Source organism: Kitasatospora sp. CB02891 (assembly GCF_002803145.1).
GTDB classification, from domain to species: domain Bacteria; phylum Actinomycetota; class Actinomycetes; order Streptomycetales; family Streptomycetaceae; genus Kitasatospora; species Kitasatospora griseola.
This window is the reverse complement of the sequence record NZ_NNBO01000017.1, coordinates 20,248-46,260: the sequence shown is the minus strand read 5'-3', so window position 1 is coordinate 46,260 and position 26,013 is coordinate 20,248. Positions and strand designations below refer to the sequence as shown.

General features: G+C 74.8%; 25 protein-coding genes. 7 read left to right on the top strand and 18 right to left on the bottom strand.

Annotated features, from left to right (window positions below; all coding sequences use genetic code 11):
* Positions 1 to 77: 77 nt before the first annotated feature.
* Together CG736_RS30035 and CG736_RS30030 are read left to right on the top strand one after the other, a co-directional pair.
* Positions 78 to 980 carry an MOSC domain-containing protein gene (locus tag CG736_RS30035; RefSeq protein WP_198520655.1) on the top strand — a complete coding sequence of 301 codons (903 nt, stop codon included), beginning with the start codon at positions 78 to 80 and terminating at the stop codon, positions 978 to 980.
* A 131-nt stretch (positions 981 to 1,111) separates the two neighbouring features.
* The gene (locus CG736_RS30030; RefSeq protein WP_100589286.1) at positions 1,112 to 3,523 is read left to right on the top strand and encodes a right-handed parallel beta-helix repeat-containing protein; all 2,412 of its coding nucleotides are present in this window, start codon (positions 1,112 to 1,114) and stop codon (positions 3,521 to 3,523) included.
* A gap of 52 nt (positions 3,524 to 3,575) precedes the next feature.
* On the opposite strand, the gene CG736_RS30025 is transcribed toward CG736_RS30030, so the two are convergent.
* From CG736_RS30025 to CG736_RS30015, 3 genes are read right to left on the bottom strand one after another with little or no spacing between them, the layout of a single operon-like run.
* Positions 3,576 to 3,926, bottom strand: coding sequence for a MerR family transcriptional regulator (locus CG736_RS30025; RefSeq protein ID WP_100589371.1), 351 nt, complete (start codon positions 3,924 to 3,926; stop codon positions 3,576 to 3,578).
* Positions 3,927 to 3,934: 8 nt separating this feature from the next.
* Complete coding sequence (locus CG736_RS30020) at positions 3,935 to 4,675, bottom strand: SDR family NAD(P)-dependent oxidoreductase (protein WP_100589285.1); 741 nt, start codon at positions 4,673 to 4,675, stop codon at positions 3,935 to 3,937.
* Between the two features lie 50 nt (positions 4,676 to 4,725).
* Positions 4,726 to 5,445, bottom strand: coding sequence for an SDR family oxidoreductase (locus CG736_RS30015; protein ID WP_100589284.1), 720 nt, complete (start codon positions 5,443 to 5,445; stop codon positions 4,726 to 4,728).
* 100 nt (positions 5,446 to 5,545) lie between these two features.
* On the opposite strand from CG736_RS30015, the gene CG736_RS30010 reads away from it, so the two are divergent.
* Complete coding sequence (locus CG736_RS30010; protein ID WP_100589283.1) at positions 5,546 to 6,433, top strand: LysR family transcriptional regulator; 888 nt, start codon at positions 5,546 to 5,548, stop codon at positions 6,431 to 6,433.
* Positions 6,434 to 6,440: 7 nt separating this feature from the next.
* Here CG736_RS30010 and CG736_RS30005 read toward each other — a convergent pair whose 3' ends face one another.
* The 4 genes from CG736_RS30005 to CG736_RS29990 all read right to left on the bottom strand — a co-directional run bounded on the left by CG736_RS30005 (position 6,441) and on the right by CG736_RS29990 (position 10,503).
* Entirely contained in the window at positions 6,441 to 8,789 is a 2,349-nt protein-coding gene (locus CG736_RS30005; protein ID WP_232734273.1) for a tetratricopeptide repeat protein, read from the bottom strand.
* Positions 8,790 to 8,828: 39 nt separating this feature from the next.
* Complete coding sequence (locus tag CG736_RS30000; protein ID WP_100589282.1) at positions 8,829 to 9,317, bottom strand: DUF6879 family protein; 489 nt, start codon at positions 9,315 to 9,317, stop codon at positions 8,829 to 8,831.
* Between the two features lie 173 nt (positions 9,318 to 9,490).
* Entirely contained in the window at positions 9,491 to 9,835 is a 345-nt protein-coding gene (locus CG736_RS29995; protein ID WP_100589281.1) for a hypothetical protein, read from the bottom strand.
* A gap of 95 nt (positions 9,836 to 9,930) precedes the next feature.
* On the bottom strand, positions 9,931 to 10,503 hold the full coding sequence (locus CG736_RS29990) for a TetR/AcrR family transcriptional regulator (protein WP_100589280.1): 573 nt from the start codon (positions 10,501 to 10,503) through the stop codon (positions 9,931 to 9,933).
* 118 nt (positions 10,504 to 10,621) lie between these two features.
* Between CG736_RS29990 and CG736_RS29985 the strand changes: the two genes are divergently transcribed.
* Positions 10,622 to 11,047, top strand: a complete 426-nt coding sequence (locus tag CG736_RS29985) for a DUF4267 domain-containing protein (protein ID WP_100589279.1) — start codon at positions 10,622 to 10,624, stop codon at positions 11,045 to 11,047.
* Between the two features lie 9 nt (positions 11,048 to 11,056).
* Here CG736_RS29985 and CG736_RS29980 read toward each other — a convergent pair whose 3' ends face one another.
* The 7 genes from CG736_RS29980 to CG736_RS29950 all read right to left on the bottom strand — a co-directional run bounded on the left by CG736_RS29980 (position 11,057) and on the right by CG736_RS29950 (position 18,878).
* Entirely contained in the window at positions 11,057 to 12,172 is a 1,116-nt protein-coding gene (locus tag CG736_RS29980) for a PLP-dependent cysteine synthase family protein (RefSeq protein ID WP_100589278.1), read from the bottom strand.
* Positions 12,173 to 12,306: 134 nt separating this feature from the next.
* Complete coding sequence (locus CG736_RS29975; RefSeq protein WP_100589277.1) at positions 12,307 to 14,871, bottom strand: FtsX-like permease family protein; 2,565 nt, start codon at positions 14,869 to 14,871, stop codon at positions 12,307 to 12,309.
* The gene (locus CG736_RS29970) at positions 14,868 to 15,617 is read right to left on the bottom strand and encodes an ABC transporter ATP-binding protein (protein WP_100589276.1); all 750 of its coding nucleotides are present in this window, start codon (positions 15,615 to 15,617) and stop codon (positions 14,868 to 14,870) included. The genes CG736_RS29975 and CG736_RS29970 overlap by 4 nt, the downstream gene beginning before the upstream one ends.
* Entirely contained in the window at positions 15,614 to 15,886 is a 273-nt protein-coding gene (locus CG736_RS29965; protein WP_100589275.1) for an SHOCT domain-containing protein, read from the bottom strand. Before CG736_RS29965 ends, CG736_RS29970 begins: the two co-directional genes overlap by 4 nt.
* 153 nt (positions 15,887 to 16,039) lie before the next feature.
* Positions 16,040 to 16,702, bottom strand: coding sequence for a response regulator transcription factor (locus tag CG736_RS29960; protein ID WP_043909044.1), 663 nt, complete (start codon positions 16,700 to 16,702; stop codon positions 16,040 to 16,042).
* Entirely contained in the window at positions 16,699 to 17,892 is a 1,194-nt protein-coding gene (locus tag CG736_RS29955; protein ID WP_100589274.1) for a sensor histidine kinase, read from the bottom strand. The genes CG736_RS29960 and CG736_RS29955 overlap by 4 nt, the downstream gene beginning before the upstream one ends.
* A gap of 119 nt (positions 17,893 to 18,011) precedes the next feature.
* A complete protein-coding gene (locus CG736_RS29950; RefSeq protein WP_100589273.1) occupies positions 18,012 to 18,878 on the bottom strand; it encodes a PhzF family phenazine biosynthesis protein in 867 nt (288 codons plus the stop codon).
* Between the two features lie 121 nt (positions 18,879 to 18,999).
* Here CG736_RS29950 and CG736_RS29945 point away from each other — a divergent pair, with 121 nt between their 5' ends.
* Complete coding sequence (locus CG736_RS29945) at positions 19,000 to 19,728, top strand: polyprenol monophosphomannose synthase (RefSeq protein ID WP_043909047.1); 729 nt, start codon at positions 19,000 to 19,002, stop codon at positions 19,726 to 19,728.
* Between the two features lie 122 nt (positions 19,729 to 19,850).
* Here the strand turns inward: CG736_RS29945 and CG736_RS29940 are convergent, their stop codons facing one another.
* A complete protein-coding gene (locus tag CG736_RS29940; protein WP_100589272.1) occupies positions 19,851 to 21,059 on the bottom strand; it encodes an ROK family protein in 1,209 nt (402 codons plus the stop codon).
* 56 nt (positions 21,060 to 21,115) lie between these two features.
* Here CG736_RS29940 and CG736_RS29935 point away from each other — a divergent pair, with 56 nt between their 5' ends.
* Positions 21,116 to 22,333: an MFS transporter gene (locus CG736_RS29935; protein WP_232734272.1), complete on the top strand. Its 1,218-nt coding sequence runs from the start codon at positions 21,116 to 21,118 to the stop codon at positions 22,331 to 22,333.
* A gap of 71 nt (positions 22,334 to 22,404) precedes the next feature.
* Here the strand turns inward: CG736_RS29935 and CG736_RS29930 are convergent, their stop codons facing one another.
* The 3 genes from CG736_RS29930 to CG736_RS29920 form a co-directional block, all read right to left on the bottom strand.
* On the bottom strand, positions 22,405 to 22,737 hold the full coding sequence (locus tag CG736_RS29930; RefSeq protein WP_100589270.1) for a hypothetical protein: 333 nt from the start codon (positions 22,735 to 22,737) through the stop codon (positions 22,405 to 22,407).
* Between the two features lie 219 nt (positions 22,738 to 22,956).
* The gene (locus CG736_RS29925) at positions 22,957 to 23,724 is read right to left on the bottom strand and encodes a DapH/DapD/GlmU-related protein (RefSeq protein WP_100589269.1); all 768 of its coding nucleotides are present in this window, start codon (positions 23,722 to 23,724) and stop codon (positions 22,957 to 22,959) included.
* Positions 23,725 to 23,828: 104 nt separating this feature from the next.
* Positions 23,829 to 24,593 (bottom strand): enoyl-CoA hydratase family protein, encoded by a 765-nt coding sequence (locus tag CG736_RS29920; protein WP_043909053.1) that lies wholly within the window; start codon positions 24,591 to 24,593, stop codon positions 23,829 to 23,831.
* Between the two features lie 196 nt (positions 24,594 to 24,789).
* On the opposite strand from CG736_RS29920, the gene CG736_RS29915 reads away from it, so the two are divergent.
* On the top strand, positions 24,790 to 25,980 hold the full coding sequence (locus CG736_RS29915) for a glycoside hydrolase family 19 protein (protein WP_100589268.1): 1,191 nt from the start codon (positions 24,790 to 24,792) through the stop codon (positions 25,978 to 25,980).
* Positions 25,981 to 26,013: the final 33 nt, after the last annotated feature.

The following is a 26,013-nucleotide window of genomic DNA, read 5'->3' as shown; positions in this document are numbered from 1 at the left end:
CCCCCGCGGAACTGCACGTGGGGGCACGGGAACGCCGGTGAAGTCCGCCCGCGACGGCCTCTGGCAGGATGGGCCGCATGCCGAGCCTGCACTCCCTCCACCTGTACCCCGTCAAGTCCATGTACCGCCTCAGCCCGCCGTCCGCCGACGTGCACCCCTGGGGTCTGGCCGGCGACCGTCGTTGGATGCTGGTGGACGCGGAGGGCGTCGCCGTCACTCAGCGGGACGAGCCTTCGATCGGCCGGTTCCGCCCCGTCCCGTCCGCTGACGGCACGTCACTCTCGCTGACCGCCCCGGACGGTTCCACCCACACGCTCGCGGTGCCGACGCTCGCCGGCGGCGCGCCCGAGGCGACGGTCTCGGTCTTCGGCACGCACTTCTCCGCCGCCACCGCCCCGAAGGACACCTCCGGCTGGCTGGCCGAGCACCTGCCCGCGAAGCTCGGCGAGGTGCGGCTGGTGCACCTGGACCGCCCGGAGGTCAGCCGGCCGATCAATCCGAAGTACGCGGGCCCGGACGAGACGGTGTCGATGGCGGACGGCTACCCGCTGCTGCTCACCACCACCGCCTCGCTGGTCGAGCTGAACGCCCGGATCGCCGAGGACCACCCGGGCGACGAGCGGAAGGGCGCGGCGCTGCCGATGGAGCGGTTCCGCCCGAACCTGGTGGTGGCCGGCACCGAGCCGTGGGCGGAGGACGGCTGGCGGCGGGTCCGGGTCGGCGGGCTGGAGTTCCGGGTGGTGAAGCCGTGCGCCCGCTGCGTGGTGACCACCACCGACCAGGAGACCGGCGAGCGCCGCGGCCCGGAGCCGCTGCGCGCGCTGGGCCGGCACCACCGGTTCGGCCAGAAGCTGGTGTTCGGCCAGAACCTGGTCCCGGTCCGTCCCGCTTCCGCCGCCGAGGTGCTGGGAACGCTGACGGTCGGCGACGAGGTGGAGGTCCTGGAGACGGTGGAGGCCCCGCAGCCGGACCGCCGCTGACGGGCACCCGGAACCACCCCCCGGCTCGTTCGTTGAACCGGGCGACGGTCCGGTCGGCCTCTCGCGCTACGGTGGGGGTCATCGCGCAGCGTCTCGCACGCACTCGACGAAGGCGGGGATGACAGATCGTCATGGGTGAGCTCAGGGTCCGGGTCACGCAGGACAGCGCCTCCCGGTGGCGGCGGCGCAGCGGGGAGTACGCGACGCTCCGCGAGGCCCTGGAGGTGGCCGAGCCGGGTGACACCCTGACGGTCCGGGCGGGGACGTTCCACGAGGCGGTGCTGGTCGACAAGCCGGTGACGCTGGTCGCGGAGAAGGGTCCGGGCAGTGTGCGGATCTCGCCGCCGGAGAGCGCGGTGCGCGGGGGCACGGCGCTGACGGTGACGGCGGGCGCGACGATCCGCGGCCTGACGGTCGCGGGCTCCGACCGCTCCGCCCCGGCGGTGCTGCTGGCGGGCGCGGACGGCGCGGCGCTGGTGGACTGCCGGATCGAGACCTCCTCCGCGGTGGGGGTGGAGCTCGCGGACGGCGTCCGGGCGCAGCTGGTCAACTGCACGGTGGAGAACCCGTCCGGTCTGGGCATCCGTCTGCGGGCGCAGGCGCAGGCCGAGTTGGCGGACTGCGAGGTCTCGGCGGCGGGGCAGAGCGGCGTGGCGGTGCTGTCGGGTTCGCGGCTGCGCGCGGAGCGGCTGAAGGTGCACCACGCGGGCGGCGCGGGTCTGCTGCTGGCCGATCCCGGGTCGCTGGCGGAGCTGACGGGCTGCGAGCTGTACGAGGTGCGCGGCTCGGGCGTGCAGGCCGAGGCGCAGGCGGTGGGCCGGTTGACGGACTGCACGGTGCACCGGGTGTCCGGCAACGGGCTGAGCCTGGACACCGGGGCGGAGCTGGAGCTGTCCTCCTGCCGGGTGCACGAGGTGCCGGAGAACGCGGCCGATCTGCGCGGCGGCGCGAAGCTGACGTTGCGGCAGGTGACGATGCACGGCTTCGGCCGGGGCGCGCTGTCGGTGTGGGACGGCGGGACGAAGGTGCTGGCGGAGAGCTGCCGGTTCCACTCCGCGCAGGGCGACTACCCGGCGCTGTGGGTGAGCGACGGCGCGGCCCTGGAGCTCGCCGACTGCTCGCTCGACGACCTGCCCGACGCGCTGTTCGTCCTCGACCAGGGCTCGTCGGCCGCGGCCCGCGACTGCTCGTTCACCGCGATCCGCTCCTCCGCGGTCTCGGTTTCGGGCGGGGCGAGCGCGGACCTGTCGGGCTGCCGGATCCAGGGCGCGGGCACCGGCCTGTGGTTCCGCGACCACGGCTCGGGCGGCCTGCTGACGGACTGCGAGATCGCGGACGTCGCCACCGGGGTGATCGTCACCAAGGGCGCGGACCCGGTGCTGCGCGAGTGCACGGTGCGCGGCGCGAGCGAGGCCGGGGTGTACGTGTCGGCGCAGGGCCGCGGCGAGTTCGACACGGTGCGGGTGTCGCAGGGCGGCGGGTTCGGCTTCCACGTGATCGACGGCTGCCGGACGAAGCTGGTGCGCTGCCGGGCGGAGCGCAATGCCCGGGCCGGGTTCGAGTTCTCCGAGCCGGGCCCGGTCGCCGAGGGCTGCACCTCGGACGACGCCGCGCCGCTGCCCGCCCCGCGTCCGGCCGAACCGGCCGCTCCCCCGTTGGCCTCCCTCGCTCCCGCCGTCCTGACCTCCGCCTCCGCCGCTCTTCCCGCGACCGCGGTGATCGCCCCCATCCCGGACTGCCGCCCGCCGGAGGTGGCGCTGGCCGAGCTGGACTCCCTGGTGGGCCTGGCGACGGTCAAGCAGGAGGTGCGGACGCTGATCGACCTGATCTCGGTCGGCCGGGCCCGCCAGCGGGCCGGTCTGAAGGCGCCGTCGCCGCGCCGGCACCTGGTCTTCACGGGCTCCCCCGGCACCGGCAAGACCACCGTGGCCCGCCTGTACGGCGAGATCCTGGCCTCCCTCGGCGTCCTGCAGCGCGGCCACCTGGTGGAGGTCGCCCGGCTGGACCTGGTCGGGGAGCACATCGGCTCCACCGCGATCCGCACCGCCGCGGCGTTCGACAAGGCGCGCGGCGGGGTGCTGTTCATCGACGAGGCGTACGCGCTGGCCCCGGAGGACGGCGGGCGGGACTTCGGCCGGGAGGCGATCGACACCCTGGTGAAGCTGATGGAGGACCACCGCGACGAGGTGGTGATCATCGTGGCGGGCTACACCGCGGAGATGGAGCGCTTCCTCGCCGCCAACCCGGGCCTGTCCTCCCGGTTCTCCCGGACCGTCACCTTCCCCGACTACACCGCCGACGAGCTGCTCGACATCGCCCGCTCGCAGGCCACCGAGCACGAGTACCACCTCGACCCGGCCACCGAGACCGCCCTGCACGCCCACTTCACCACCCTCGACCGGGGCGTGGGCTTCGGCAACGGCCGCACCGCCCGCCAGGTCTTCGAGAGCATGATCGAACGCCACGCGTCCCGGGTCGCCCAGCTCGCCGACCCGACCACCGAGGACCTGCAACTCCTGGTCCCCGCCGACCTGCCGGCCTGAGTCCCCGCCCCCGACCGGGCGACCTCGGGCCTCGCGCTGCGCTGACGGTGCGTCAGTTGCGGTACGGCGCGAGTGTGGCCGCCAGGCGGTCGCGCAGCGCGGTCTGGGCGGCGATCCGGCGGTCCAGCACGGCGAGGCGTTCCCGGGCGACGGCCAGCGCCTGCCCGGACGGCGGCCCGCTGGTCAGGTCGCCGTCCAGGCACGGCAGGAACACCTGCACGTCGTCGAGGGTGAGCCCGGCGGCCAGCAGGGCGCGGATGTTGCGGACCCGGACGGCCGCGCCCGCGGCGTACACCCGGTAGCCGTTGGCGGCGCGCCCCGAACTGATCAGCCCCGCCTGCTCGTAGTGCCGCAGCGCCCGGGCCGTGGCGCCGGTCGCGGCGGCCAGTTCACCGATCCGCACCCGCCCGATCATGCCACCACGGCCCCGCCGTCCACCGGCAGCACCACCCCGGTGACGAACGACGCCCCCGGCTCGGCGAGTCGGGTGATCGCCCAGGCCACCTCCGCCGGCCGCCCGATCCGCCCCGCCGGGGTGTGCGCCACCTGCCAGGCCCGCAGCGCGGCCAGCCGATCCGGCGTCAGCCCGCGCACGATCGGCGTCTCGACCGCCCCCGGCGCGACGGCCACCACCCGCACGCCCTGCGGCGCGAGTTCGACCGCCCAACTGCGGGTGAGCGACTCCAGCCCGGCCTTCGTCGCCGCGTACACCGAACTGCCCGGCCAGCCGCGCTGCCCGATCGCCGTGCTGACGTTCACCACTACGCCCCGCGCGGCGACCAGCAACGGCAGGGCGCTTCCGGTGAGCAGCGCGGGCCCGACCAGATTGGTCGCCAACTGCTCCTCGACCGCGTCCCGCCGCAGCTCCCCGAGCGGCGCGCTGCGCACCACCCCCGCGTTGTTGACCAGCACGTCCAGCCGGCCGTACCGCTCACCCACCGCCGCGGCGATCCGCTCCGGCCCGCCGGGCGCGGCGACGTCCCCGACCAGCACGTCAATTGCCTTGTGCCCTGCCGCCGTTGCTTCTAGCGCCGCCCTTCCCCGCCCGACCGCGACCACCCGCGCCCCGTGCCCCGCGAAGGCCTGCGCCGTCGCCCGTCCGATACCGCTGCCCGCCCCGGTGACCAGGACGATCCGCTCCTCAGGTGTCATGCCGCAGATCGTCCGACCCTGCCGCCAACGGCAGGGTCAAGCACGGGCGTTCAGGCGAGTCGGCCGCCGCCGTCGACGTGCAGGACGGTGCCGGTGACGTACGGGTTGTCGATCGCGTACAGGACGGCCTTGACCAGGTCCTCGGGGCTGCCGACCCGGCGGGCGGGGTTTCGAACGGCGACCTGCCGCAGGAACTCCTCCTTGCCCGCGCCGAGGCCGTCCCAGGAGCCGGTGTCGACGATGCCCGGGGAGACGGCGTTGACCCGCAGCGGGGCGAGTTCCACGGCGAGGGCCTGCACCAGGAACGCCAGCGCCCCGTTGGTGGTGGCCATCACGGTGCGGGCGGGTGCGGGTCGCCAGGCGGCGACGCCGGAGAAGAAGGTCATCGAGCCGCCGTCGGCGAACTGCTCCGCGAGGTGCTTGGCGAGCAGCAGCGGACCGATCACCTTCGCGTCGAACGCCCGCCGGACGTCGGCGAGTTGCAGATCCTTCAACGGCCCGTTGGCGGGCATCCCGGCCGTCGACACCAGGTGGTCGACCCGCCCGGCCCGGGCCGCCAGCGCCTCGATCGACGCCTCCTCGGTCAGGTCGACGGGCACCACGGCAGACGGGCCGGTCAGCTCGCCCGCCGTCCACTCCAGCTTCCGCGGATCGGGCCCGGCGAGCACCAGCTCGGCCCCGGCGGCGGAGGCGGCGTGCGCGAGCAGTCGGCCGGTGCGCGATCCGGCGCCGACCACGACGACGCGGCGGCCTGCGAGAGATTCGGACATTCGAGAGCTCCTGTCAGTTCGAGCGGTACTCCCTCCACCCTGCTCGGCCTGCGGTGATAGGTCCAAGGCTTGTTCTTCACTCCAGCCATAAACTGTGTGCATGGCAGCAACGCTCCGGCAGCTCGAGTACCTGGTCACCGTCGTCGACACCGGCTCCTTCACCCGGGCCGCCGAACAGCTGCACGTCACCCAGCCCGCCCTCTCCCACCAGGTCCGGGCCCTGGAGTCCGCCCTCGGCGGCCCCCTCCTCGAACGCCTCCCCCGCGCCGTCCGCCCCACCCCGCTCGGCCGGGCCGTCCTCCCGCACGCCCGCGCCGTCCTCGCCGACGCCCAGCGCCTGCACGCCGCGGCCCGCCGCACCGCCGGCCTGGAGGACGGCGAACTCGAGGTCGCCACCGTCCACTCCGTCGCCCTCGGCATCCTCCCGCCGGTCCTGCGCGCCTGGCGCCGCCGGTACCCCGCCGTCCGCATCCGCCTGCGCGAGTACCCGCACGCGGACCTGCTGCGCGCCGCGATGGCCGCCGGCGGCGCGGACCTCGCCATCGGCCCGGTCCCCACCGACTGGGACGGCCCCGTACGGGAGTTGGGCGTCGAGGAGTTCGCCCTCGTCCTCCCCTCCGACGACCCCCTCGCCAACCCCCCGGACGGCGCCCTCCCGCTGTCCGCCCTCGCCGACCGCGCCTGGGTCCACTACGCCCCCGGCCACGGCCTCGCCGAACTCCTCGACCAGTCCTGCGCCCGCGCCGGCTTCCTCCCCCACCCCGCCGTCCGCACCGAACAGACCGCCGCCGCCCCCATGCTCGCCGCCGCCGGCCTCGGCCCCGCCCTCGTCCCCGCCACCATCCTCCCCCCCACCCTCGACGCCGCCGTCCTCCACCCCCACCCCCCGATCCACCGCCCCCTCGCCGCCTACACCCGCACCCGCCCCGACCACCTCACCACCACCTTCACCGAAATCCTCGCCACCCACACCCGCCTCACCGGCTGACGGGACCTCAGGCCGAGAGCGCGCGTTCGATCTCGACCCGCTGCCTCGCTGCACGCGGGTCGTGGTACCCGGCCAGCAGGGCGAGCGCGGCGGCCCGGTGCCGACGGGCGGCCTCCGCGTCGTGGCCCTGCAGGGCCTGGGCCAGTCCGGCGAGGCCGAGGGCTTCGTGCCAGGGGTCGCCGAGTTCGCGGTGGGTGGCGGCGGCGCGGCGGAAGAAGGCGGCAGCCTCACCGGGGCGGTCGAGGTGGAGGTGGGTCTGTCCGGCGCCGTGCCAGGCGAGGGCCTCGCGGCTGCGGTCGCCGAGGCGGCGGTACAGGACAGCGGAGCGGTGGTAGGAGTGGAGCGCTTCGGTGCACTGGCCGACGGCCTGCTGGCTGTCGCCCAGGGTGATCAGCCAGAACGCCTCCAGTCGGTGGTTTCGCAGGGCAAGTGCGATCTCGACCGCGTCCTGGGCCGCCGTCAACGATTCGGCCAGGGCGCCCTGTTCGCGCAGGATCTCGGCGAGCAGGCGCAGGGCGTTGCCCTCCGCGCGCCGGTCGCCCGAGGCGCGGTGTGCGGCGAGGGCCTGTTCGGCGGCCGCCCGGGCCGGTTCGGGCCGCCCGGCGTGATGGTGGGTGCCGGCCAGGTTGGCGAGCACGGTGGTCTCCCAGTGCGTCTCGCCGAGCTGCCGGAACGCGGCGATGGCCTGGTCGAAGTGGGCGGCCGCCTCGTCGAGTCGACGCCGGCGGAGCTGGGTGAGGCCGAGCAGGTTGAGGGCATGGGCCTCGTTGCCGCGATCGCCCAGCTCGCGAAAGAGCGCGCGGGCGTCCCGGTGGTGCGTCTCCGCGTCGTCGAGGCGGTTGACCCGGGTACAGGTCATCCCGAGGTCGGTGAGCAGCAGGGCCTTCGCGGCCAGGTCCGGCAACCGGTCGGCCACCGCCAGACCGAGGCGACCGGCCGGAATCCACTCCGCTCCCGGTGCGGAGGGGGCGGGCGCGTTCCAGAGTGCGGCGGCCAACTGCCAGGTCAGGCGGTCGAGTCCGGCCGCAGCGGCGGTGCGGACGGAATGCAGGAGGTTGGTCCGGTCCCGCTCGGCCCAATCGGCGGCGGCGTTGTGGTCGGCGAAGGTCAGGGGCTGGACGCCGGCCGTCGGCGGACCGAGCGGGAGGCGGGCCTCGGCCGGGCTCAGCCACTGCTGGGCGGCGTCGGCCGTGTGCAGGTACCAGTCGAGCGCGCGCCGGAGCGCGGCCTCGCGCTGCGGCGGCGATTCCTCGTGCTGGGCCTGGTCGGTGGCGTAGGCGCGCAGCAGGTCGTGGAACTGGTAGCGGTCGGGGGCGGTCTGTTCGACGAGGTGTGCGCCGACCAGGGTGTCCAGGAGCTGCCGGGCGCGACCGGTGGTCAGCTCGGCCAGCGCGGCGGCGACGTGCAGCCCGAACTCGGGCCCGGGGTGCAGACCGAGCCGCCGGAAGAGTCGGGCGGCCGGTTCGGGCAGGGCGCGGTAGGACCAGGCGAACACGGTGCGGACGGCATCGCGCTCCTCCTCGTCCCCGACGCTCAGCACGTCCCACAGCGCGGATTCGTCGCGCAGGTCGGCGATCAGGTCGGCCAGCCCCAGGTGCGGCAGGCTGGCGGCGCGCTCGGCCGCGATCCGCAGGGCCAGCGGCAGTCGGGCGCAGAGCCGGGCGAGCTCGGCGAGTTCGGCGGGGTCGTCCGGCGGCCGGTGCTCGGCGGTGACGGCGCGCAGCAGCGCGACGGCCTCCGGCTCGGGAAGGGTGCCCACGGTGAGGCGGCGCGCACCGTCGCGCACCGAGAGCCCCGACAGGCGGCTGCGGCTGGTGACGAGGACCGGACACCCCGCACTGCCCGGCAGCAGCGGGCGGACCTGGGCGACGGCGGCGGCGTTGTCCAGCACCACCAGGACGCGACGGTCGGCGAGCAGGGACCGGTAGAGCGCGGCAGCGGCGTCCTCGTCCGCCGGAACGGACACGGCGGGGACGCCGAGCGAGACGAGGAACCGGTTCAGCGCCTCGCGGGCGGTGACGGGCCGTCCGGGGTCGTAGCCACGCAGATTGATGTACAGCTGCCCGTCGGGGAAGCGCTCCCGCGCCCGGTGCGCCCAGCGCAGGGCGAGCGAGGTCTTTCCGGCCCCGGCAGTGCCTGCGACGACGCACACCGGGGCGTGCGCGTCACCGTCCTGGCCGGCCAGCGCCGTGTCCAGCTCGCGCAGCTCCTCGGTCCGGTTGACGAATCCCCGGACGTCCGAAGGGAGTTGGCGTGGCGTCGGAGTGCTGGCGCGGCCGGACTCCGGGAGGCCGTGCAGGTGCAGGCCGCCGCTCACCGTCCCGACCTGGACGGCCTGGTGCGCGGTTCCGGACAACTCGTTGCGCGCCCCGCCACCGGTGTGCCCGTCGATCGCCTACTCCTTATCCGCACAGGGCGGCACCAAGGGCGCCACCTCCCGGACGAACCGGGACGCCACGTCTTCCCCCTGGCGGTACAGCGACCGAATGAACTCCTGCCATGGGCCGACACGTTCGGGGTCGGTCCACCGGATCGCGCCGTCCGGCCCGCCGGTGGCCGGGTGTCGCCCCTGGTACAGGGTGCGGCCGCCGAGGACGACGATCCCGGGCAGCGGCCCGAAGTCCTCCGCCGGATCCTCGGCGAGGACGATACGAACCCGCTCCCCGCACTCCGCTCGCATCCGCAGCGAGTGCAACTCCCCTTGCAGATACCCGGTCAGCGACCGCTCGACCACGCGGACCCGATGGAACCGGCAGCGTACGAGCTTCCCGGAGTCCCGGCCGCGAATCCGCGCATCCCGCTCCCGGAAGTCGGGCCGGTACTCCTCCCGGGTGAGTCGGCACCCGTCCTCGGGGTTCGGCGCCGGAACGAGAAGGTCAGGCATCCGGGATGGCCGGGCATTCGTCGCGGCCGTCGGAGAGGCCCAGCTCGGCGGCCGACTTCCCCAGGCGCTCGGCGAACGGTGCGGACAGGTCGACGTTCCAGGTGCGGCCCATGTGTGCCTCATCTGCTGGCGTAACAGTGGCCGGACAGTCTATCGCTGACGGTTCGTCATGCCTACGCCTCGGGGAAGCAGCCGTTCGTGCCCGGGCCGGCGAGGAGGGCGCCGATGGCGAGGGCGGTGAGGGCGATGCCGAGGACGACGGCGAAGAGGCGGACGAGTTCGGGGGCCTCCAGGTGGCGGCGGATGCCGCGGGAGAGGAGTCCGGTGACGGCGCCGCCGGTGGTCAGGAGGACGAAGCAGACGGGGACGAAGAACAGGAGGGCGCCGCGACTACCGGGTTCGAGGTGGGTGGCGCAGCCCATCCAGTTGTGGGCGATGACGCGGATGGTGGCCAGGGTGGCGGCGGCGGCCAGGACTGCGCCGAAGGTCGCGGTGGCGGGACGTCCCAACAGGTTCACGGTGGCTCTCCTCCTCGGGGCCGCGCCCGTCGCGCCCGCCCGTCCCCCTCTCGGACGGGCGGAGCGCCGGGCCGGTTGCACCACCGGACGGGGCGTCAGAAGACGGCGGTGAAGGCCGCCATGCGGCTGGAGTCGAGTTCGGGGCGGAGTCGGCCGCCGCGGGCGAGGGTGGCCATGCCGTGCAGGGCGGACCAGGCGAGTTCGGTGTAGCCGGCGGGGTCGAGGCCGGCGGCGGTGGCGCTCGCGGTGGCGGGGTCGGCGATGGCGGCGAAGGCCTCGTGCAGGGCGGCGGGGGCGTCGGGGGTGCCGAAGGGCAGCGGGTTGGCCATGGTGAAGATGGCGTCGTAGAGCGCGGGGTTGGCGTCGGCGAACGCCAGGTACGCGCGGGCGACGGCGGCGAACGCGGCCCGCGGATCGTCCACCTCGGTTGCTGCGGCGCGGAGTTGGACGGCGAGTTCGGCGCAGCCCTCGACCGCGACGGCGGCGACGATCGCGTCCTTGCCGGCGAAGTGGCTGTACAGGACGGGCTGGCTGTACTCGATGCGTTCGGCGAGTCTCCGGGTGGTGACGGCGTCCCAGCCCTCGGTCTCGGCGAGTTCGCGGGCGGCCCGGACGATCAGCTGTTCCCGTTCGGCGCGTTCGCGCGCCCGGCGTTCCTTGGTGGCCATGCCCGAAATCCTAGCAGCGCTAGACAACTGACGAGCCGTCGGTCTAGCGTTGTTCACGTCGCTAGCGCCGCTAACCAACAGGCGGCGCGGCCCACTTCACACGCCAGGGGGAACCACCATGTCCGGCACCGCACACGCGGCCACCAGCAGCGCAAGGGTCCGTCTCGCCACCGTCGGCACGGTGCTGCTCGGCCTGTTCCCGCTCTGGTTCGGCCTCAGCTACATCCTCGCCCCGGAGTCCACCGCCCCGAGCTTCGGTCTCCCGGCGTGGCCGCACGGCGACGCGGCGATGTTCCTGATCACCAAGGGCATCCGCGACGTGGTCTCCGGCCTCGTCCCGCTGGCGCTGCTGCTGCTCGGGCACCGCCGGGCCTCGGGCTGGGCGATGCTGGTCACGGCGCTCGTCCCGATCGGCGACGCGACCACCATCCTGACCCACCACGGCAGCGCCCTGACGGCGTTCACGATCCACTTCGCGACGGCCGCCGTCATGATCGTCGTCGCCGCCCTGGTGCTCACCGAGCACCGCGAGGCGAAGAACTGACGAAGCCGCTCAGCCGTCCGCCCAGTCGCCGCCCGCGAGGAACGCCTCCAGGGCGGCGCGGTGCGGCCGCGGGTCGATGTGCTCGCCGGCGAGCCACTCGTCGGAGTAGTACTTGTCGAGGTAGCGGTCGCCGGGGTCGCAGATCAGCGTGACGACGCTGCCGGTGCGGCCGGCGGCGCGCATCTCGGCGACCAGCTTGAGCGCGCTGTACAGGCCGGTGCCGGTGGAGGCGCCGGCCTTCTTGCCGAGGACGGTCTCCAGCAGGTGGACGGCGGCGATGGACGCGGCGTCGGGGACGCGCATCATCCGGTCGATCGCCCCGGGGACGAAGGACGGCTCCATCCGGGGGCGGCCGATGCCCTCGATCCGGGAGGAGGTCGGACAGGTGGCGTCGGGGTCGCGATGCACCCAGCCGTCGAAGAAGCAGGAGTTCTCCGGGTCGGCGACGCAGATCCGGGTGTCGTGCTGCATGTAGTGGACGTACCGGGCGATGGTCGCGGAGGTGCCGCCGGTGCCGGCGGTGGCGACGATCCAGGCGGGCTCGGGGTGGGGCTCCAGCCGGAGCTGCGCGAAGACCGACTCGGCGATGTTGTTGTTGCCGCGCCAGTCGGTGGCCCGCTCGGCGTAGGTGAATTGGTCCATGTAGTGCCCGCCGGTCTCGGCGGCCAGCCGGGTCGCGGCCTCGTACACCTCGCAGGCGTTGTCGACCAGGTGACATCGGCCGCCGTGGAACTCGATCAGCTCGATCTTGGCCTGGCTGGTGGAGCGGGCCATCACGGCGATGAACGGGACGCCGATCAGCTGCGCGAAGTACGCCTCGGAGACGGCGGTGGAGCCGCTGGACGCCTCGATGACGGGCTTGCCGGGGCGGATCCAGCCGTTGCACAGGCCGTACAGGAACAGCGAGCGGGCCAGCCGGTGCTTGAGGCTGCCGGTGGGGTGGGTGGACTCGTCCTTCAGGTACAGGTCGATGCCCCACTCGGCGGGCAGCGGGAAGCGCAGCAGGTGGGTGTCGGCGGAGCGGTTGGCGTCCGCCTGGACGCGCCGCACGGCCTCCTTCAGCCAGGCCCGGTACTCGGGGTCGGAACGGTCCACGTCCAGAGTCGGCACACTCGCAACGGTCATCGCGCACTCTCCTCGCATCCGCCGGATCCCCACCCACTGTAACAGGCGACTACGATAAGTGACGGTTACCAAGGCCCCAGCTTCCGCTTATGGGAAGCCGGGGCCCGGGTCCCGGAGCGCGATCCGACCCGTCGTCAGGCGGCGGCCACCGCACCCAGGATGTCCAACCGGGCCGCCCGGGCTGCCGGTCGCAGCCCGGCCAGCGCCCCGGCCGCCAGGCCGACCAGCGCGACGATCGCCAGCCGCCCGGCGGGCAGCGCGAACGAGCCGGTGCCGGCGCTGTCCGCGGCCCGGGTCAGCGCCCAGCCGAGCAGCGCGCCGAGCGCCAGCCCGCCGACCGTGCCGAACGCGGCGACCAGCACCGACTCCCAGCGCACCATGGCCCGCAGCTGCGCCCGGGTCTGGCCGACGGCGCGCAGCAGGCCCAGTTCGCGGATGCGTTCGTGGACGGCCAGGGTGAGCGTGTTGGCGATGCCGAGCAGGGCGATCAGCACGGCGAGCGCGAGCAGCGCGTAGACCACGGAGAGCATCATGTCGACGCCGGAGGCGGAGCTCTCGGCGTACTCGGCGCGGGTCTGCACCTGCGGGTTGCCGTAGGCGTCGGCCACCCGGGCGATCGCGGCCTTGCCGGCGGCCGGGCTCACGCCGGGCTTCAGCGCGACGGCGACCAGGCCGTCGGAGTCCTGGACGCGGTGCGGCTGCCAGGCCTGGCGGCTGATCAGGTAGTCGCCGGTGACGCCGCCGCCGCGGTACAGGGCGCGGACGGTGAAGGCGGCGGGACCGTCGGCGAACCGCATCGGGACGACGGTGCCGAGCTGCCAGCCGCGGGCGGCGGCCTCGGTGCGGGAGACGGCCAGGCCGTCGGCGCCGAGATCGGCCAGCGAGCCGTCGACCCGCCCGAGGTCGGTGACCTGCGCCAGCTGCCCGGGGTCGGCGACGTCCAACTGCTTGCCGTGGCCGTCCACTTGGGCCACGCCCCGGCCGAGCCCGACGGCGGCGCGGACCTCCGGCAGCGCCGCCAGCGCCGGCGCGAGCTTCGGGGAGACGCCGCTGCCGCCGGCCCCGGCGGCGGGGGCGGTGACGGCGAGGTCGCCGGCGAAGGACCGGGAGACGGTGTCGTCCAGGGTGGCCTGCACGGACGCGCCGAACACGGTGAACAGGGTGACCACGGCGACGCCGACCATCAGCGCGCCGGCGGTGGCGGCGGTCCGCCCGGGGTTGCGGGCGGCGTTGCGGCGGGCCAGCGCACCGGTGACGCCGCGCAGCCGGACCAGCGGCGCGCCGAGCACCCGGACGGCGGTGGCGGCGGCGACCGGCCCGAGCACCACGGTGCCCAGCAGCAGGGCGAGCGCGCCGCCGACGGTCAGCGCCAGCGACGGCCCGCGGGTCGCGCCGACGATCACGGCGGGCAGTCCGCCGGCCACCAGCAGCGCGCCGAGCGCGCCGCGCAGCAGGGCGCTTCGGCCACTGGCCGCCTCGTCCACGGCGGTGTCGCGCAGCGCGGCGAGCGGGGCGGTGCGGGCGGCGCGCAGCGCGGGGGCGAGTGCGGAGCCGGCCGCGACCAGGGTGCCGACCAGCAGCGGCAGGACGATGGTGGCGGCCTTGATCACGGTGCCGCCGGTGGGCAGGGTGAAGCCGATCGCCGCGAACAGCGCCTTGAGGCCGGCGGCGACGCCGAAGCCGCCGAGCAGGCCGAGCGCGGAGGCCAGCAGCCCGATGGCGAGGGCTTCGCCGAGGGTGGTGCCGAGCACCTGGCGGCGGCTCGCGCCGAGGGCGCGCAGCAGGGCGTTCTCGCGGGTGCGCTGGGCGGTGACGATGGCGAAGGTGTTGTGGATGGTGAAGGTGGCGACCAGCAGCGCGATGCCGGCGAACACCAGCAGCAGGGTGGTGAACAGTCCGAGGAAGCGCCCGGAGACGTCGGCAGTGGACTGCGCGGTGGCGTCCGCACCGGTCAGCGCCTCGACGCCGCTCGGCAGCAACGGTCGTACGTGTTCCACCAGTTGACGCTGACTGAGGCTGTCGGAGCGCAGCCGGACGGTGGAGACCTGGCCGCTGCCGTGGGGTGTCAGGTGGGCCTGGGCGTCGGCGAGGGTGAGCGCGGTGAAGGTGCTGGGGCCCATGCCGTCGGCGTCGGCGCCGAAGGTGGCGATGCCGACGACGGTGATCCGCACCGGGTCGGGGGTGCGCAGCACGGTGGTGTCGCCGACGTGCAGCTTGCCGGTCCGGGCGGCGCCGCGGTTGATCACGGCTTCGCCGGGGGCGGCGGGGGCGCGGCCTTCGGCGAGCCGGTACGGGTTGAGCTTGGGGTCCGTGATCCAGTTGCCGGCCCAGGTGGGCGGGCCCTGGCCGCCGATCGGCCTGCCGTCGGCGCCGATGAGCTGGCCGGCGCCCTGGACGGAGCCTTCGGCTGCGCTGACGCCGGGCACGGCGCGCAGCTTCGCGGTCAGCGCGTCGTCGAGCGGGGCGCGGACGCCGCCGGGGACGCCCGGGTCGGCGATCGCGTCGGCGCTGCGGACCACGGCGTCGGTGCCGGCGTTGGCGTCGGCGAACAAGGTGTCGAAGTTGGCGCGCAGGGTGTCGCCGAGCACCATGGTGCCGGCCAGGAAGGCGACGCCGAGGACGATCGACAGCACGGTGCCGACCAGTCGGCGCCGGTGGGCGAGCAGGGAGCGCGCCCCGAGCCGCACGCTCGCGTTCACCGGGCGCCCGCCCGGGTGCGGCGGCCGTCGAAGGCCTTCATCCGGTCCAGCACCCGTTCGGCGGTGGGTTCCTGCATGGTGTCGACGAGGCGGCCGTCGGCGAGGAACAGCACGGTGTCGGCGTACGCGGCGGCGGCCGGGTCGTGGGTGACCATCACCACCGACTGGTGCATGGTGTCGACGGCGGAGCGCAGCAGGCCGAGGACTTCGCCGCCGCTGCGGGAGTCCAGGTTGCCGGTGGGCTCGTCGGCGAACACCACCTGGGGGCGTCCGGCGAGGGCCCGGGCGACGGCGACGCGCTGCTGCTGGCCGCCGGAGAGCTGGCTGGGGCGGTGGTGCAGGCGGTCCCGGAGGCCGACCACCTCGATCAGGGTGTCCAGCCATTCGGGGTCGGGGGCGGCGCCGCCGAGGTCGAGCGGCAGGGTGATGTTCTCCCGCACCGTCAGGGTCGGCACCAGGTTGAACGCCTGGAACACGAAGCCGATCCGCTCCCGGCGCAGCAGCGTCAGCTCCCGGTCGCCGAGGGCGGACAGCTCGGTGTCGCCGAGCCAGGCCCGGCCGTCGCTGAGGGTGTCGAGCCCGGCCGCGCAGTGCATCAGGGTGGACTTCCCGGAGCCGGAGGGCCCCATCACGGCGGTGAACCGCGCGGCGGCGAACTCGACGCTCACCCCGTCCAGGGCCCGGACCCGGGTGTCCCCCACGCCGTACTCCTTCACGGCCTTCTCGACCCGGGCCGCGGCGCTCATCGCTTCACCCCGGGCGTGTCCTGGGCCTCGGTCAGGACGGCGCGGCGCTCCCGGTACTCGTCGGCGTCGATCTCGCCCTGCGCGTAGCGCCGTCCGAGCACCGCCAGCGGGGCGTGCTCGGCGTGGCCGCCGCACCAGCCGCGGCGCCGCCACACCGCCCGGCGCAGCACCAGCACCACCAGCACCACGACCAGCAGCCAGAAGAACGGGAACACCAGCACCCACGGCCCGGGCCAGTGCCCGTGTCCATCGGCCAGCAGTTCGACCATCGGAACTCATCTCCTCGGGATTCGAAGGGGGCCGGACCGATCCCGCTCCCGCCCACTCCTCCACCGTCCCGCCGGCCCCGCCCCCGCCGCGTCCCCCACCGGGCGGCTCTCCCGCTACTCCCGCCGTACTAGGGCGTGTCCGACAGGCCCGCCCTAGCCCAGCCAGCCGGGCCGGACCAGGCCCGATTCGTAGGCGGCGACGACGAGTTGGGCGCGGTCGCGGACGCCGAGTTTGACCATGGTGCGGCTGACGTGGGTCTTCGCGGTGAGCGGGCTGACCACCAGGCGGCGGGCGATGTCCTCGTTGGTGAGGCCGAGGCCGACCAGCGCGAGGACTTCGCGTTCGCGCTCGGTGAGGACGTCCAACCGGGTGGTGGACGGCTCCTTGGAGCGGGCGGCGAACTCGCCGATCAGGCGGCGGGTGACGCCCGGGGAGAGCAGCGCGTCGCCGGCGGCGGCGACCCGGACGGCGCGCAGCAGGTCGCCGGGTTCGGTGTCCTTGACCAGGAAGCCCGCGGCGCCGGCCCGCAGCGCCTCGAAGACGTACTCGTCGAGTTCGAAGGTGGTCAGCACGACCACCCGCACGTCCGCCAGTGCGGGGTCGGCGCAGATCCGGCGGGTCGCGGCGAGGCCGTCCAGGCGGGGCATCCGGATGTCCATCAGCACCACGTCTGGGCGCAGTTCGGCGGCCCGGGCGACGGCCTGTTCGCCGTCGTCGGCCTCGCCGACCACCTCCAGGTCGGCCTGGGCGTCCAGCAGGGCCCGGAAACCGGCCCGCACCAGCCGCTGGTCGTCGGCGAGCAGCACCCTGATCATGCGTCGGCTCCCTTCGTGACGAGCGGCAGCCGGGCCCGGACCTGCCAGCCGCCCGCGCCGCCGGGGCCGGCGTCCACGGTGCCGCCGAACGCGGCGGCGCGCTCGCGCATGCCGATCAGCCCGGTGCCGCTGCCGCCCGCGTCCCCGCCGCCGGGCGGCCCGGGGTCGGTGACGGTCAGCTCCAACCGGTCCGGCTCCCAGCTGAGTTCGACGGTGGCGGTGCGGGCGGTGGAGTGCCGCAGCACGTTGGTCAGCGCCTCCTGGACGATCCGGAACGCGGCCAGTCCGAGGCCCGCGCCGAGCGGCCCGGCCCGGCCCTCGGTGCGGACGGTGACGGCCAGGCCCGCGTGGCCGGCCTGCGCGACCAGTTCGTCGAGCCGCTCCAGGCCGGGGGCGGGGGTGCGCGGCGCGGCGGCCCCGGGGGTGCGCAGCGTGCCGAGCACCTGGCGGACCTCGCCGAGCGCCTCCTTGCTGGTCGCCTTGATGGTGGTGAGCGCGTCCCTGGCCTGTTCGGGCCGGGCGTCCAGCAGCTCCAGGGCGACGCCCGCCTGCAGGTGGATCAGCGAGATCGAGTGCGCCAGGATGTCGTGCAACTCCCGTGCCATCCGCAGCCGTTCCTCGTCGCTGCGGCGCGCCCGGGCCTCCTCCTCGGCGGCCCGCACGGCGGCGATCTGCTCGCGCCGGAACCGGGCCAGCTCGGCCCCGACGAAGATCAGCAGCAGCCACGCGGTGACGCCCAGCTCCTGCCAGCCCACCGCCTCCCGGCCCGGGGCCCGCAGCCAGGACGCCGGCACCGCGTAGCCGACCAGCAGGTGCAGCAGGTAGAAGCCGCCCGCGGCGATCCACGCAGCCCGCCGGTGGCCGCGCTGCACGGCCGAGAAGAACGCCACCACCAGCGCCACGAACGCCGGCCCGTACGGGTACCCGGCCCACAGGTAGGCGGCCGTCACCGCCGTCACGGCGGAGACGGTGAACGCCGGGTACCGCACCCGCAGGACCAGCAGCGCCGGGCCGAGCACCAGCAGCAGGTACCCCCAGGCGTCCAGCGGCACCCGCTCGCTCTGGTGCCGGGCGGCCACACTCGTCCCGACCACCTGGACCACCGTCGCCACGACGGCGGCCGCCACCGGCCACCCCGCCTTGCCGGCCCGTACCCAGACGGGCACCCACGGCCGCCGCACGTCTCCCATACCGGAAGGCTAGCCGCGCCCCGGGCCTGCACCATCGGCCGCGCGGAGCAGACCCGCCTACTCCCTCCGCAGTACGCGACGGGGCCGACGCCCGGCGAGGCGTTCGCGCCCGCGGCCCGTCAGGGGATCCGCACCGCCCGGCCGGTGACCCGCACCCGGGTGTCGCCGGCGGTGAGGCCGACCGTCAGCAGGCCGGGCCGGCCGAGGTCCTCGCCCTGGTGCAGCGTCAGCCGGGCGGTGTCCAGGTGCCGCAGGTGGCGCAGGTAGGCGCCGAACGCGGCGGCGGCCGCGCCGGTGGCCGGGTCCTCGACGATGCCGCCGACCGGGAACGGGTCGCGGACGTGGAAGGTGGTGGCGTCCTGCTCCCAGACCAGTTGGAGGGTCACCAGGTCCAGCCGGCGCATCAGTGCGGCGAGCGCGTCGAAGTCGTAGTCGAGGTCGGCCAGCCGGGCCCTGGTGGCGGCGCCGATCACCAGGTGCCGGGCGCCGGCGTACGCGATCATCGGCGGCAGCTTCGCGTCCAGCTCGGCGGCCTGCCAGCCGAGTGCGTCGAGCGCCTCCGCGAGGTCCGCCGGGTCGACGTCCTCGACGCTCGGCGGAACACTCGTCAACGTCGCCGTGAACTCTCCGGTCGGGGTGCGCTCCACCGCGACCGGCACCGGGCCGGCCTTGGTCTCGAACAGCAGCTCGCCGGGGCCGATCCGCTCGCCCAGCGCCACGGCGGCGGCGATGGTGGCGTGCCCGCAGAACGGCACCTCCGTCAGCGGGCTGAAGTAGCGGACGGTGCGGGTGCGCGGCTGGTCGGGCACGGGGGTGAGGAACGCCGTCTCGGAGTGGCCGAGCCGGGCGGCGAGGGCCAGTTGCTGCGCGTCGTCGAGCGCGGTGGCGTCCAGCACCACGCCGGCCGGGTTGCCGCCGGCGGGGTCGGCGGTGAAGGCGGCGTACTGCAGCGGTGCGGCGGGATCGGCCGGGGTGTTGTCGGTCATGTCCGGGCAACGGACGGCCGGGCGCGCCGATTCCCCGGGCGGACCCCCGGAACGTACGTGCGGGGATCAACGCTAGACTGCCGCATCCGGCTCTCATAACCGTATCGAGGACAGAAGAAACATGGCTGAGGCCCACCCGAAGGTTGTTGTAGTTGTTCCGACGTACAACGAGCGGGAGAACCTCCCGGTCCTGGTAGGTCGGTTGGGCGAGCTCGGCATGCCGAACCTGCACGTGCTGGTAGTGGACGACAACTCCCCCGACGGCACGGGCGACGTGGCGGAGAAGCTGGCCGCCGAGTCGGGCGGCACCCTCACCGTGCTGCACCGCACCGACAAGGACGGCCTGGGCCGGGCCTACATCGCGGGCATGACGCAGGCGCTGGAGAACGGCGCCGACATCGTGATCCAGATGGACGCCGACCTGTCGCACCCGCACACCGCGATCCCCGCCATGGTGGAGAAGCTCACCACCACCGACGCCTCGGTCGTGCTGGGCTCGCGCTACGTGCCGGGCGGCTCGACCGCGTCGGAGTGGCCGTGGCACCGCAAGGCGCTGTCGGCCTGGGCGAACTTCTACGTCAACGCGATCCTGCGGCTGAAGGTGAAGGACGCCACCGCCGGCTTCAAGGCCTGGGAGGCGCAGGCGCTGCGCCGGGTCGACCTGCAGTCGGTGCGCTCCAACGGCTACTCGTTCCAGGTGGAGATGAACTACCGCGTGGTCAAGCGCGGCATGCGCATCGCCGAGGTGCCGATCCGCTTCGAGGAGCGGGTCGAGGGCATGTCGAAGATGAGCCTGGGCGTGCAGCTGGAGTCGGCTGTCGCTCCCTGGAAGCTCCGCTTCGGCAAGTGACGCCCCAGTAGTGCGCCGAACGGCGCGGGTCGACGGTCCGTCGACCCGCGCCGTTCGCGTTTTCCGACACCGTTTCAGGGGCCGTTTCAGGGGCCGCTTCAGGGGCCGTTTCAGGGGCCGCTTCAGGAGGCCAGCACGGCCTGCGGGTCGTCCAGGTAGGGCTCCCAGGCGAGTTCGGCGGCCCCGACCAGCCCGGCGTGCGCGACCTGCGCGGGGACGATCGGGACGCGTCCGCTGCGGCCCCACAGGCAGCGTTCGGCGACCACGGCGGCCAGCCGGTCGGGGGCGGCCGCCAGCAGGTCCAGGTGCAGGCCGCTGAGCACGATCCGGTCGGGGTTGAGGATGTTGACCAGCCCGGCCAGGCCCAGGCCGAGGCGGTCCACCACGTGCTCGACGGCGTCGGCGGCCTCCGGGTCCCGGGCCAGTTCGCGGGCCTGCGCCAGCAGCGGCCGGCCGGGGTCGGGGCGGCGCTTCGCGGCGGCGAACAGCGCGTCGGTGTCGGTCTCGGCGTTCAGGCAGCCGCGGTTGCCGCACGGGCAGGGCCGGCCGAGCGGGTCGACGGTGAGGTGGCCGACCTCCAGCGCGAGGCCCGAACTGCCGGTGTGCAGGCGGCCGTCGACGACCAGCGCGCCGCCGACGCCGCGGTGCCCGGAGGTGACCAGCAGCAGGTGCCGGGCGTCGCGGCCGGCGCCGTGCCGGTGCTCGGCGAGCGCGGCCAGGTTGGCGTCGTTGGCGACGGCGGTCGGGAGCGCGGTACGGGCGCGCGGTCCGAGGTCCGCGCCGGCCACCTGTGCGGCGAACAGGTCGGCGACGGGGGTGCCGGACGGCCAGTCGAAGTGCAGCGCGGCGAGCGCGGTGCCGTCGGGCTCGGTGACGGGGTTGGGCAGCGCGAGGGCGAAGCCGAGCACCCGGCGGCGGCTGCCCCGGGCGAGCTCCGCGCCGGCCGCGGCGACGGCGCCGAGCAGGCGCTCGGGCGCGGTGTCGGCGGGCAGCGGCAGGTGGACGGTCTCCAGCAGCCGGCCGCCGAGGCCGGCCAGCGCGGCGGAGACGCCGTCGGCGTGCAGCTGGGCGGCGAGCACGGCGGGGCCCGGGTCGGCGACCGCGAGGCGGTGCGAGGGGCGGCCGCGGCCGCCGCCGGCCGGGCGGGAGTCGACGCTGATCAGGCCGAGCGCCTCCAGTTCGCCGGTGACCGCGCCGGCGGTGGCGCGGGTGACGTCGAGGGCGCCGGTGAGCGCGGAGCGGGTCGGGGCCTGTCCGGTGTGGATCAGGCGCAGCGCCGGTCCGAGCAGGGTGCGGCCGCGGTCGGGGGCGGTGCGGCGCGGGGTGCTCACGGCTGGGCTCCGGTTCGGGCTTGAAGGTGTGTGCGGCACACCCCTATTCTGACTTTGTGCCGCTAATGAACAAAACAGTAGCCCGCCCCTCGTCCTCCACCTCCCCGTCCGGCCGACGCTCCTCCTGGTCGGCGGCACGCCTCGCCCTCACCGCCTTCTTCGCGGTCGACGGCTTCCTGTTCGCCGCCTGGGTGGTCCGCATCCCCGACGTCCGCGCGCAGGTCGCGGCCTCGCACAGCGCGCTGGGCCTGGCCCTGCTGTGCATCTCGGCCGGCGCGGTCGCCACCATGGCGCTGGTCGGCCGGCTCTGCCTGCGCTTCGGATCCCGCCCCGTCACGGTCGCCGCCCTCGGCGTGTTCTCGCTCGCCGTCGCGCTGCCCGCGCACACCCACTCGGTGCTCGCCCTCGGCGCGGTGCTGCTGCTGTTCGGCGCCGGCTACGGCGCGGCCAACGTGGCGATGAACAGCGCCGCCGTCGACCTGGTCGCCGAACTCCGACGGCCCGTCATGCCCAGCTTCCACGCGGGCTACAGCCTCGGCGGCCTGCTCGGCGCGGCCGTCGGCGGCCTGCTCGCCGGGCGGCTCTCCGCGTCCTGGGCGCTGGCGTCGGCCGCCGCCCTCGGACTGGCCGTCACCGCCGCCGCCGGAACCGCCCTGCTGCGCGCCCCCGCGGTTCGCCCGCGGCCCGTCGACAGCCCTGCGGCGCCCGCCGCATCGCGGCTCTCCCGGCACACCCGGCTGCTCGTGGTGCTGCTCGGCCTGACCGCCCTGTGCACCGCGTACGGCGAGGGCGCGCTCGCCGACTGGGCCACCCTGCACCTCACCGACGACGTCCACGCGAGCGCCGCCACGGCCGCCGCGGGCTACGCGACCTTCGCGTTCGCGATGACGGCGGGCCGGCTCTCCGGCACCTGGCTCTCCGAGCGCCTCGGCCAGACCCGGGTCGTCCTGTTCGGCGGCCTGGCCGCCTGCGCGGGCATGGCCACCGCCGCCCTCGCCCCGTCCGTCGCCGTCGCACTCGCGGGCTTCGTCCTGGTCGGCCTCGGCCTGGCCAACGTCTTCCCGCTCGCCATCGCCCGGGCCGGCGCGGCGGCCGGCCCGCAGGGCGTGGCCACCGCCTCCACCCTCGGCTACGCGGGCATGCTGATCGGCCCGCCGGCGATCGGCTTCCTCGCCGACGCGCTCTCCCTGCCCGCCGCGCTGCTCACCGTCGCCGCCACCTCGGCCCTCGCGGGCCTGCTGTCCCTCACCGTCCGCCGCCACCGGGCGGCGTGACGCCCGCACAGGTGAACGGCGGCCCGGACGCCCCCACGCGCCCAGGCCGCCGTTCGGTCATTGCGGCCCCGTCAGGGCCGGTACGGCTGCGCGACGCTCAGCAGCGCGCCCTTGGCGTCGGGCTTCACCGCGTGCTGGCTGCCGTGGCAGCGGTACGGCGCGGCCGGCTGCTTGTGCGGCAGGCGGGCCTCCCGGGTCTTCACGAAGACGAGCACGTCGCCCTCCTCGGCCTTCGGGTTCTCGTCCGGCAGCAGGGTCCCGGTGTCGTTGCCGACGTCGTGGACCTCGGGCTCGCCGACCGCCTCGGAGCAGCCGTCGCCGGGCACGTCGGGCCCGCAGCCGAACGTGGCGCCCTTGGCGGCGCCCGCCCTCAGGGCGGCGGCGGCGATACGGCTGAGGCGCACGGTCGGTTCCAGGTGTCGTCGTAGCTGTTGACACGGACCCGGGACGCGACCTGTCGGCGCCCCCGCGGCCCGACCCCGGCACTTCCAAGATCCACGAGGCAGCATCCTGCCCCACTCGACAGCCCCCACCACGCCGATCGGGCCCTCCCGGTCTCGGGTGTTGCCCACCTGTGACGGTCGTTGCACCCCGTGCCACGGCCGTCGGCGTGCCGTCCGGCGCTACGCCTCGGGGGCGGTGTTCTCGCCGGGCAGGCGCAGGTCCCAGCCGACCAGGGCGCGGAGCTGCTCGGCGGTGACGCCGTCGGGGACGGGGCGCGGGGCCTCGTGGCGGATCGGCGGCTGCCACCCGCCCTCGGGGTTCCAGGTGCGGACCTGGCGGGCGGGGGCGCCGGCCACCACCGCGAAGTCGGGGACCTCGCCCGAGACCACGGAGTTGGCGGCGACCACCACGTTGCGGCCGAGCCGGGCGCCGGGCAGGATCACCGCGCCGGTGCCGATCCAGGAGCCGGCGCCGATCGAGACCGGCTCGTTGCGCGGCCACTGCTTGCCGATGGGCAGTTCGGTGTCGCGGTACTCGTGGGCCTGGTCGGTGATGTACACGTTCGGGCCGGTCCACACGTCGTCGCCGAGCACGATCTGCTGGTGGCCGACGATGTGGCTGCCGCGGCCGATCACGCAGCCGCCGCCGATCCGGACGATCGGCTCGGGGCCGAGGTCGAGCCCGGGCAGGAAGCCGGCGGAGATGGTGACGCGTTCGCCGATGATGGAGAACGGCCCGATGGTGATCCACTGCTCGTTGAACACGGTGCCGAGCGGGAAGGCCAGCTTGGTGCCGTCGCCGAGCTCCCCGAACCGGTACGGCCCGGGGCTCCGGTTGCTGACGGCGCCGGCGTCCTGCACCCAGCGCCAGCCGCGGTGCACCGCGCGCCCGGCCGCCCGGCGCGACCTCTCACGGACGGATCCCAGCAGCGCGCGGACGATCGACATGCGCTCACCGTATCGGCCGGCAGCGGCCCGCGGCAGGCAACGGGACCAAACTCACACCGGCCGGTAACTTCCGGCGTACGCCCAGGTCAGCGCACCCGGCCGGGTCAGCGCACCCAGCGCGCGGGCCGCTTCTCCAGGAACGCGCGCATCCCCTCCTGCGCCTCCTCGGAGCCGAACAGCCGCGCGGACTGGGCGACCAGCTCCTCGGTGTGCCGGTCGAAGGACTCCCGGACGGCGGCGTTGGCCAGCCGCTTGGACTCGGCGAGGCCCTGCGGCGAGCACAGCCGCAGCGCGTCCAGCACGGTCTTCAGCGCGGCGCCGGTGTCGTCGGCGGCCTCGGTGACCAGGCCGATCCGGGCCGCCTCGGCGGAGTCGAAGGTCTCGCCGGTGAGGTAGTAGCGGGCGGCGGCGCGCGGCTCCAGCTTGGGGCGCAGCGGCAGCGAGATGACGGCGGGGGCGAGGCCGAGGCGGGCCTCGGTGAAGGCGAAGGTGCAGTCGGGCCCGGCGACGGCGAGGTCGCAGGCGCCGACCAGGCCGAGCCCACCGGCCCGGACGTGGCCGTCGAGGCGGGCGATCACCGGCTTGGGGCAGTCGACGATGGCGCGCTGCAGGGCGACCAGGCCGCGCGGTCCGACGGTGGGGTCGTCGCCGGTCGCCTCGGAGAGGTCGGCGCCGGCGCAGAACACCCGGCCGGTGTGGCCGAGGACGACCGCCCGGACCTCGGGGTCGGCGGCGGCGTCGGCCAGGCCGCGGGTGAGTTCGGCCATCAGCCGGGTGGAGAGCGCGTTGCGGTTGTGCGGGGAGTCGAGTTCGAGGGTGGTGACGGCGTCGGCGGTGCTGCGGCGCAGGAGGGGAGCTTCGCTGGTCATCTGGGCTGGTCTGCCTTCCGGCTGAGGGTGGGTCGGACGGTGTCCGCCTGCACCCTGGCACGACAGCGCCCCGACTGACCAGTACCCCGTGCGTACACACCCTCAATTCTCTTAAGGTCTAGACCTATTGACTGTTAACGGTCACCCTGGGTTGAGTGCTCGACACACCGCTCGTTCCCCCCACAAGGAGTGGCCGATGTCCCCCACCCGCACACTCGCCGCACACCGTTCGCACTCCCGCCGCGGCCGGATCGCCGCCCTGCTGACCGGCGCACTGGCCGTCACCGGACTGGCCGTCATGGTGCCGACCTCCTCCACCGCCGCCACCGCCTGCGCGAGCCCGTACGCGGCCTCGCAGGTGTACACCGGCGGCATGACCGCCTCGTACAACGGCCACAACTGGAACGCCAAGTGGTGGACCCAGGGCGAGACGCCGAGCACCGGCGGCTCGGGCGTCTGGGCCGACCAGGGCGCCTGCGGCACCGGCGGCGGCACCTCGCCGAGCCCGAGCCCGACCTCCACCGGCACCTCGCCCAGCCCGAAGCCGTCCGGGACGGTCTGCGCCTTCCAGGTCTGGGTGGCGGGCACCCAGTACACCACCGGCACGGTGGTCAAGTACGTGCCCAACGGCAAGTTCTACGTCGCCACCCACGACAACCCGGGCTACGACCCGACGATCTCCACCTGGTACTGGAGCCCGTCGAACTGCGCCGACGACCAGCCCTCGCCGAGCCCCACCACCAGCACCTCGACCAGCCCCAACCCGGGCGGATTCGTGGTCTCCGAGGCCCAGTTCAACCAGATGTTCCCGAGCCGGAACCCGTTCTACACGTACAACGGGCTGGTCGCGGCGCTGAGCGCCTACCCGGCGTTCGCGGGCACCGGCTCCGACACCGTGAAGAAGCAGGAGGCGGCGGCCTTCCTCGCCAACATCAACCACGAGACCGGCGGGCTGGTGTACGTCGTCGAGCAGAACACCGCCAACTACCCGCACTACTGCGACGCCACCCAGCCCTACGGCTGCCCGGCCGGCCAGGCCGCCTACTACGGGCGCGGCCCGATCCAGCTGAGCTGGAACTTCAACTACAAGGCGGCCGGCGACGCGCTCGGCATCGACCTGCTGAACAACCCGAACCTGGTGCAGACCGACGCGGCCGTCGCCTGGAAGACCGGCATCTGGTACTGGATGACCCAGAACGGCCCGGGCACCATGACCGCGCACAACGCCATGGTCAACGGCAAGGGCTTCGGCGAGACCATCCGCTCCATCAACGGCTCCCTGGAGTGCAACGGCGGCAACCCCGCCCAGGTCCAGAGCCGGATCAACGCCTACACCTCCTTCTCCGCCATCCTCGGCGTCCCGACCGGCTCGAACCTGAGCTGCTAGCCGGCACGGCGGCGGGCGCGGGTGACGGACCGT

What these genes read in the sequence shown, in the direction of transcription:
- CG736_RS30020 (WP_100589285.1), bottom strand. Translation starts at nt 4,675, where the DNA reads ATGACACCTGAGGAGCGGATCGTCCTGGTCACCGGGGCGGGCAGCGGT.
- CG736_RS29925 (WP_100589269.1), bottom strand. Translation starts at nt 23,724, where the DNA reads ATGTCGATCGTCCGCGCGCTGCTGGGATCCGTCCGTGAGAGGTCGCGC.
- CG736_RS30015 (WP_100589284.1), bottom strand. Translation starts at nt 5,445, where the DNA reads ATGTCCGAATCTCTCGCAGGCCGCCGCGTCGTCGTGGTCGGCGCCGGA.
- CG736_RS29950 (WP_100589273.1), bottom strand. Translation starts at nt 18,878, where the DNA reads ATGACCGACAACACCCCGGCCGATCCCGCCGCACCGCTGCAGTACGCC.
- CG736_RS30000 (WP_100589282.1), bottom strand. Translation starts at nt 9,317, where the DNA reads ATGCCTGACCTTCTCGTTCCGGCGCCGAACCCCGAGGACGGGTGCCGA.
- CG736_RS29980 (WP_100589278.1), bottom strand. Translation starts at nt 12,172, where the DNA reads ATGACCGTTGCGAGTGTGCCGACTCTGGACGTGGACCGTTCCGACCCC.
- CG736_RS30010 (WP_100589283.1), top strand. Translation starts at nt 5,546, where the DNA reads ATGGCAGCAACGCTCCGGCAGCTCGAGTACCTGGTCACCGTCGTCGAC.
- CG736_RS29965 (WP_100589275.1), bottom strand. Translation starts at nt 15,886, where the DNA reads ATGGTCGAACTGCTGGCCGATGGACACGGGCACTGGCCCGGGCCGTGG.
- CG736_RS29970 (WP_100589276.1), bottom strand. Translation starts at nt 15,617, where the DNA reads ATGAGCGCCGCGGCCCGGGTCGAGAAGGCCGTGAAGGAGTACGGCGTG.
- CG736_RS29920 (WP_043909053.1), bottom strand. Translation starts at nt 24,593, where the DNA reads ATGACCAGCGAAGCTCCCCTCCTGCGCCGCAGCACCGCCGACGCCGTC.
- CG736_RS29990 (WP_100589280.1), bottom strand. Translation starts at nt 10,503, where the DNA reads ATGGCCACCAAGGAACGCCGGGCGCGCGAACGCGCCGAACGGGAACAG.
- CG736_RS29960 (WP_043909044.1), bottom strand. Translation starts at nt 16,702, where the DNA reads ATGATCAGGGTGCTGCTCGCCGACGACCAGCGGCTGGTGCGGGCCGGT.
- CG736_RS30035 (WP_198520655.1), top strand. Translation starts at nt 78, where the DNA reads ATGCCGAGCCTGCACTCCCTCCACCTGTACCCCGTCAAGTCCATGTAC.
- CG736_RS29985 (WP_100589279.1), top strand. Translation starts at nt 10,622, where the DNA reads ATGTCCGGCACCGCACACGCGGCCACCAGCAGCGCAAGGGTCCGTCTC.
- CG736_RS29915 (WP_100589268.1), top strand. Translation starts at nt 24,790, where the DNA reads ATGTCCCCCACCCGCACACTCGCCGCACACCGTTCGCACTCCCGCCGC.
- CG736_RS30030 (WP_100589286.1), top strand. Translation starts at nt 1,112, where the DNA reads ATGGGTGAGCTCAGGGTCCGGGTCACGCAGGACAGCGCCTCCCGGTGG.
- CG736_RS29955 (WP_100589274.1), bottom strand. Translation starts at nt 17,892, where the DNA reads ATGGGAGACGTGCGGCGGCCGTGGGTGCCCGTCTGGGTACGGGCCGGC.
- CG736_RS29945 (WP_043909047.1), top strand. Translation starts at nt 19,000, where the DNA reads ATGGCTGAGGCCCACCCGAAGGTTGTTGTAGTTGTTCCGACGTACAAC.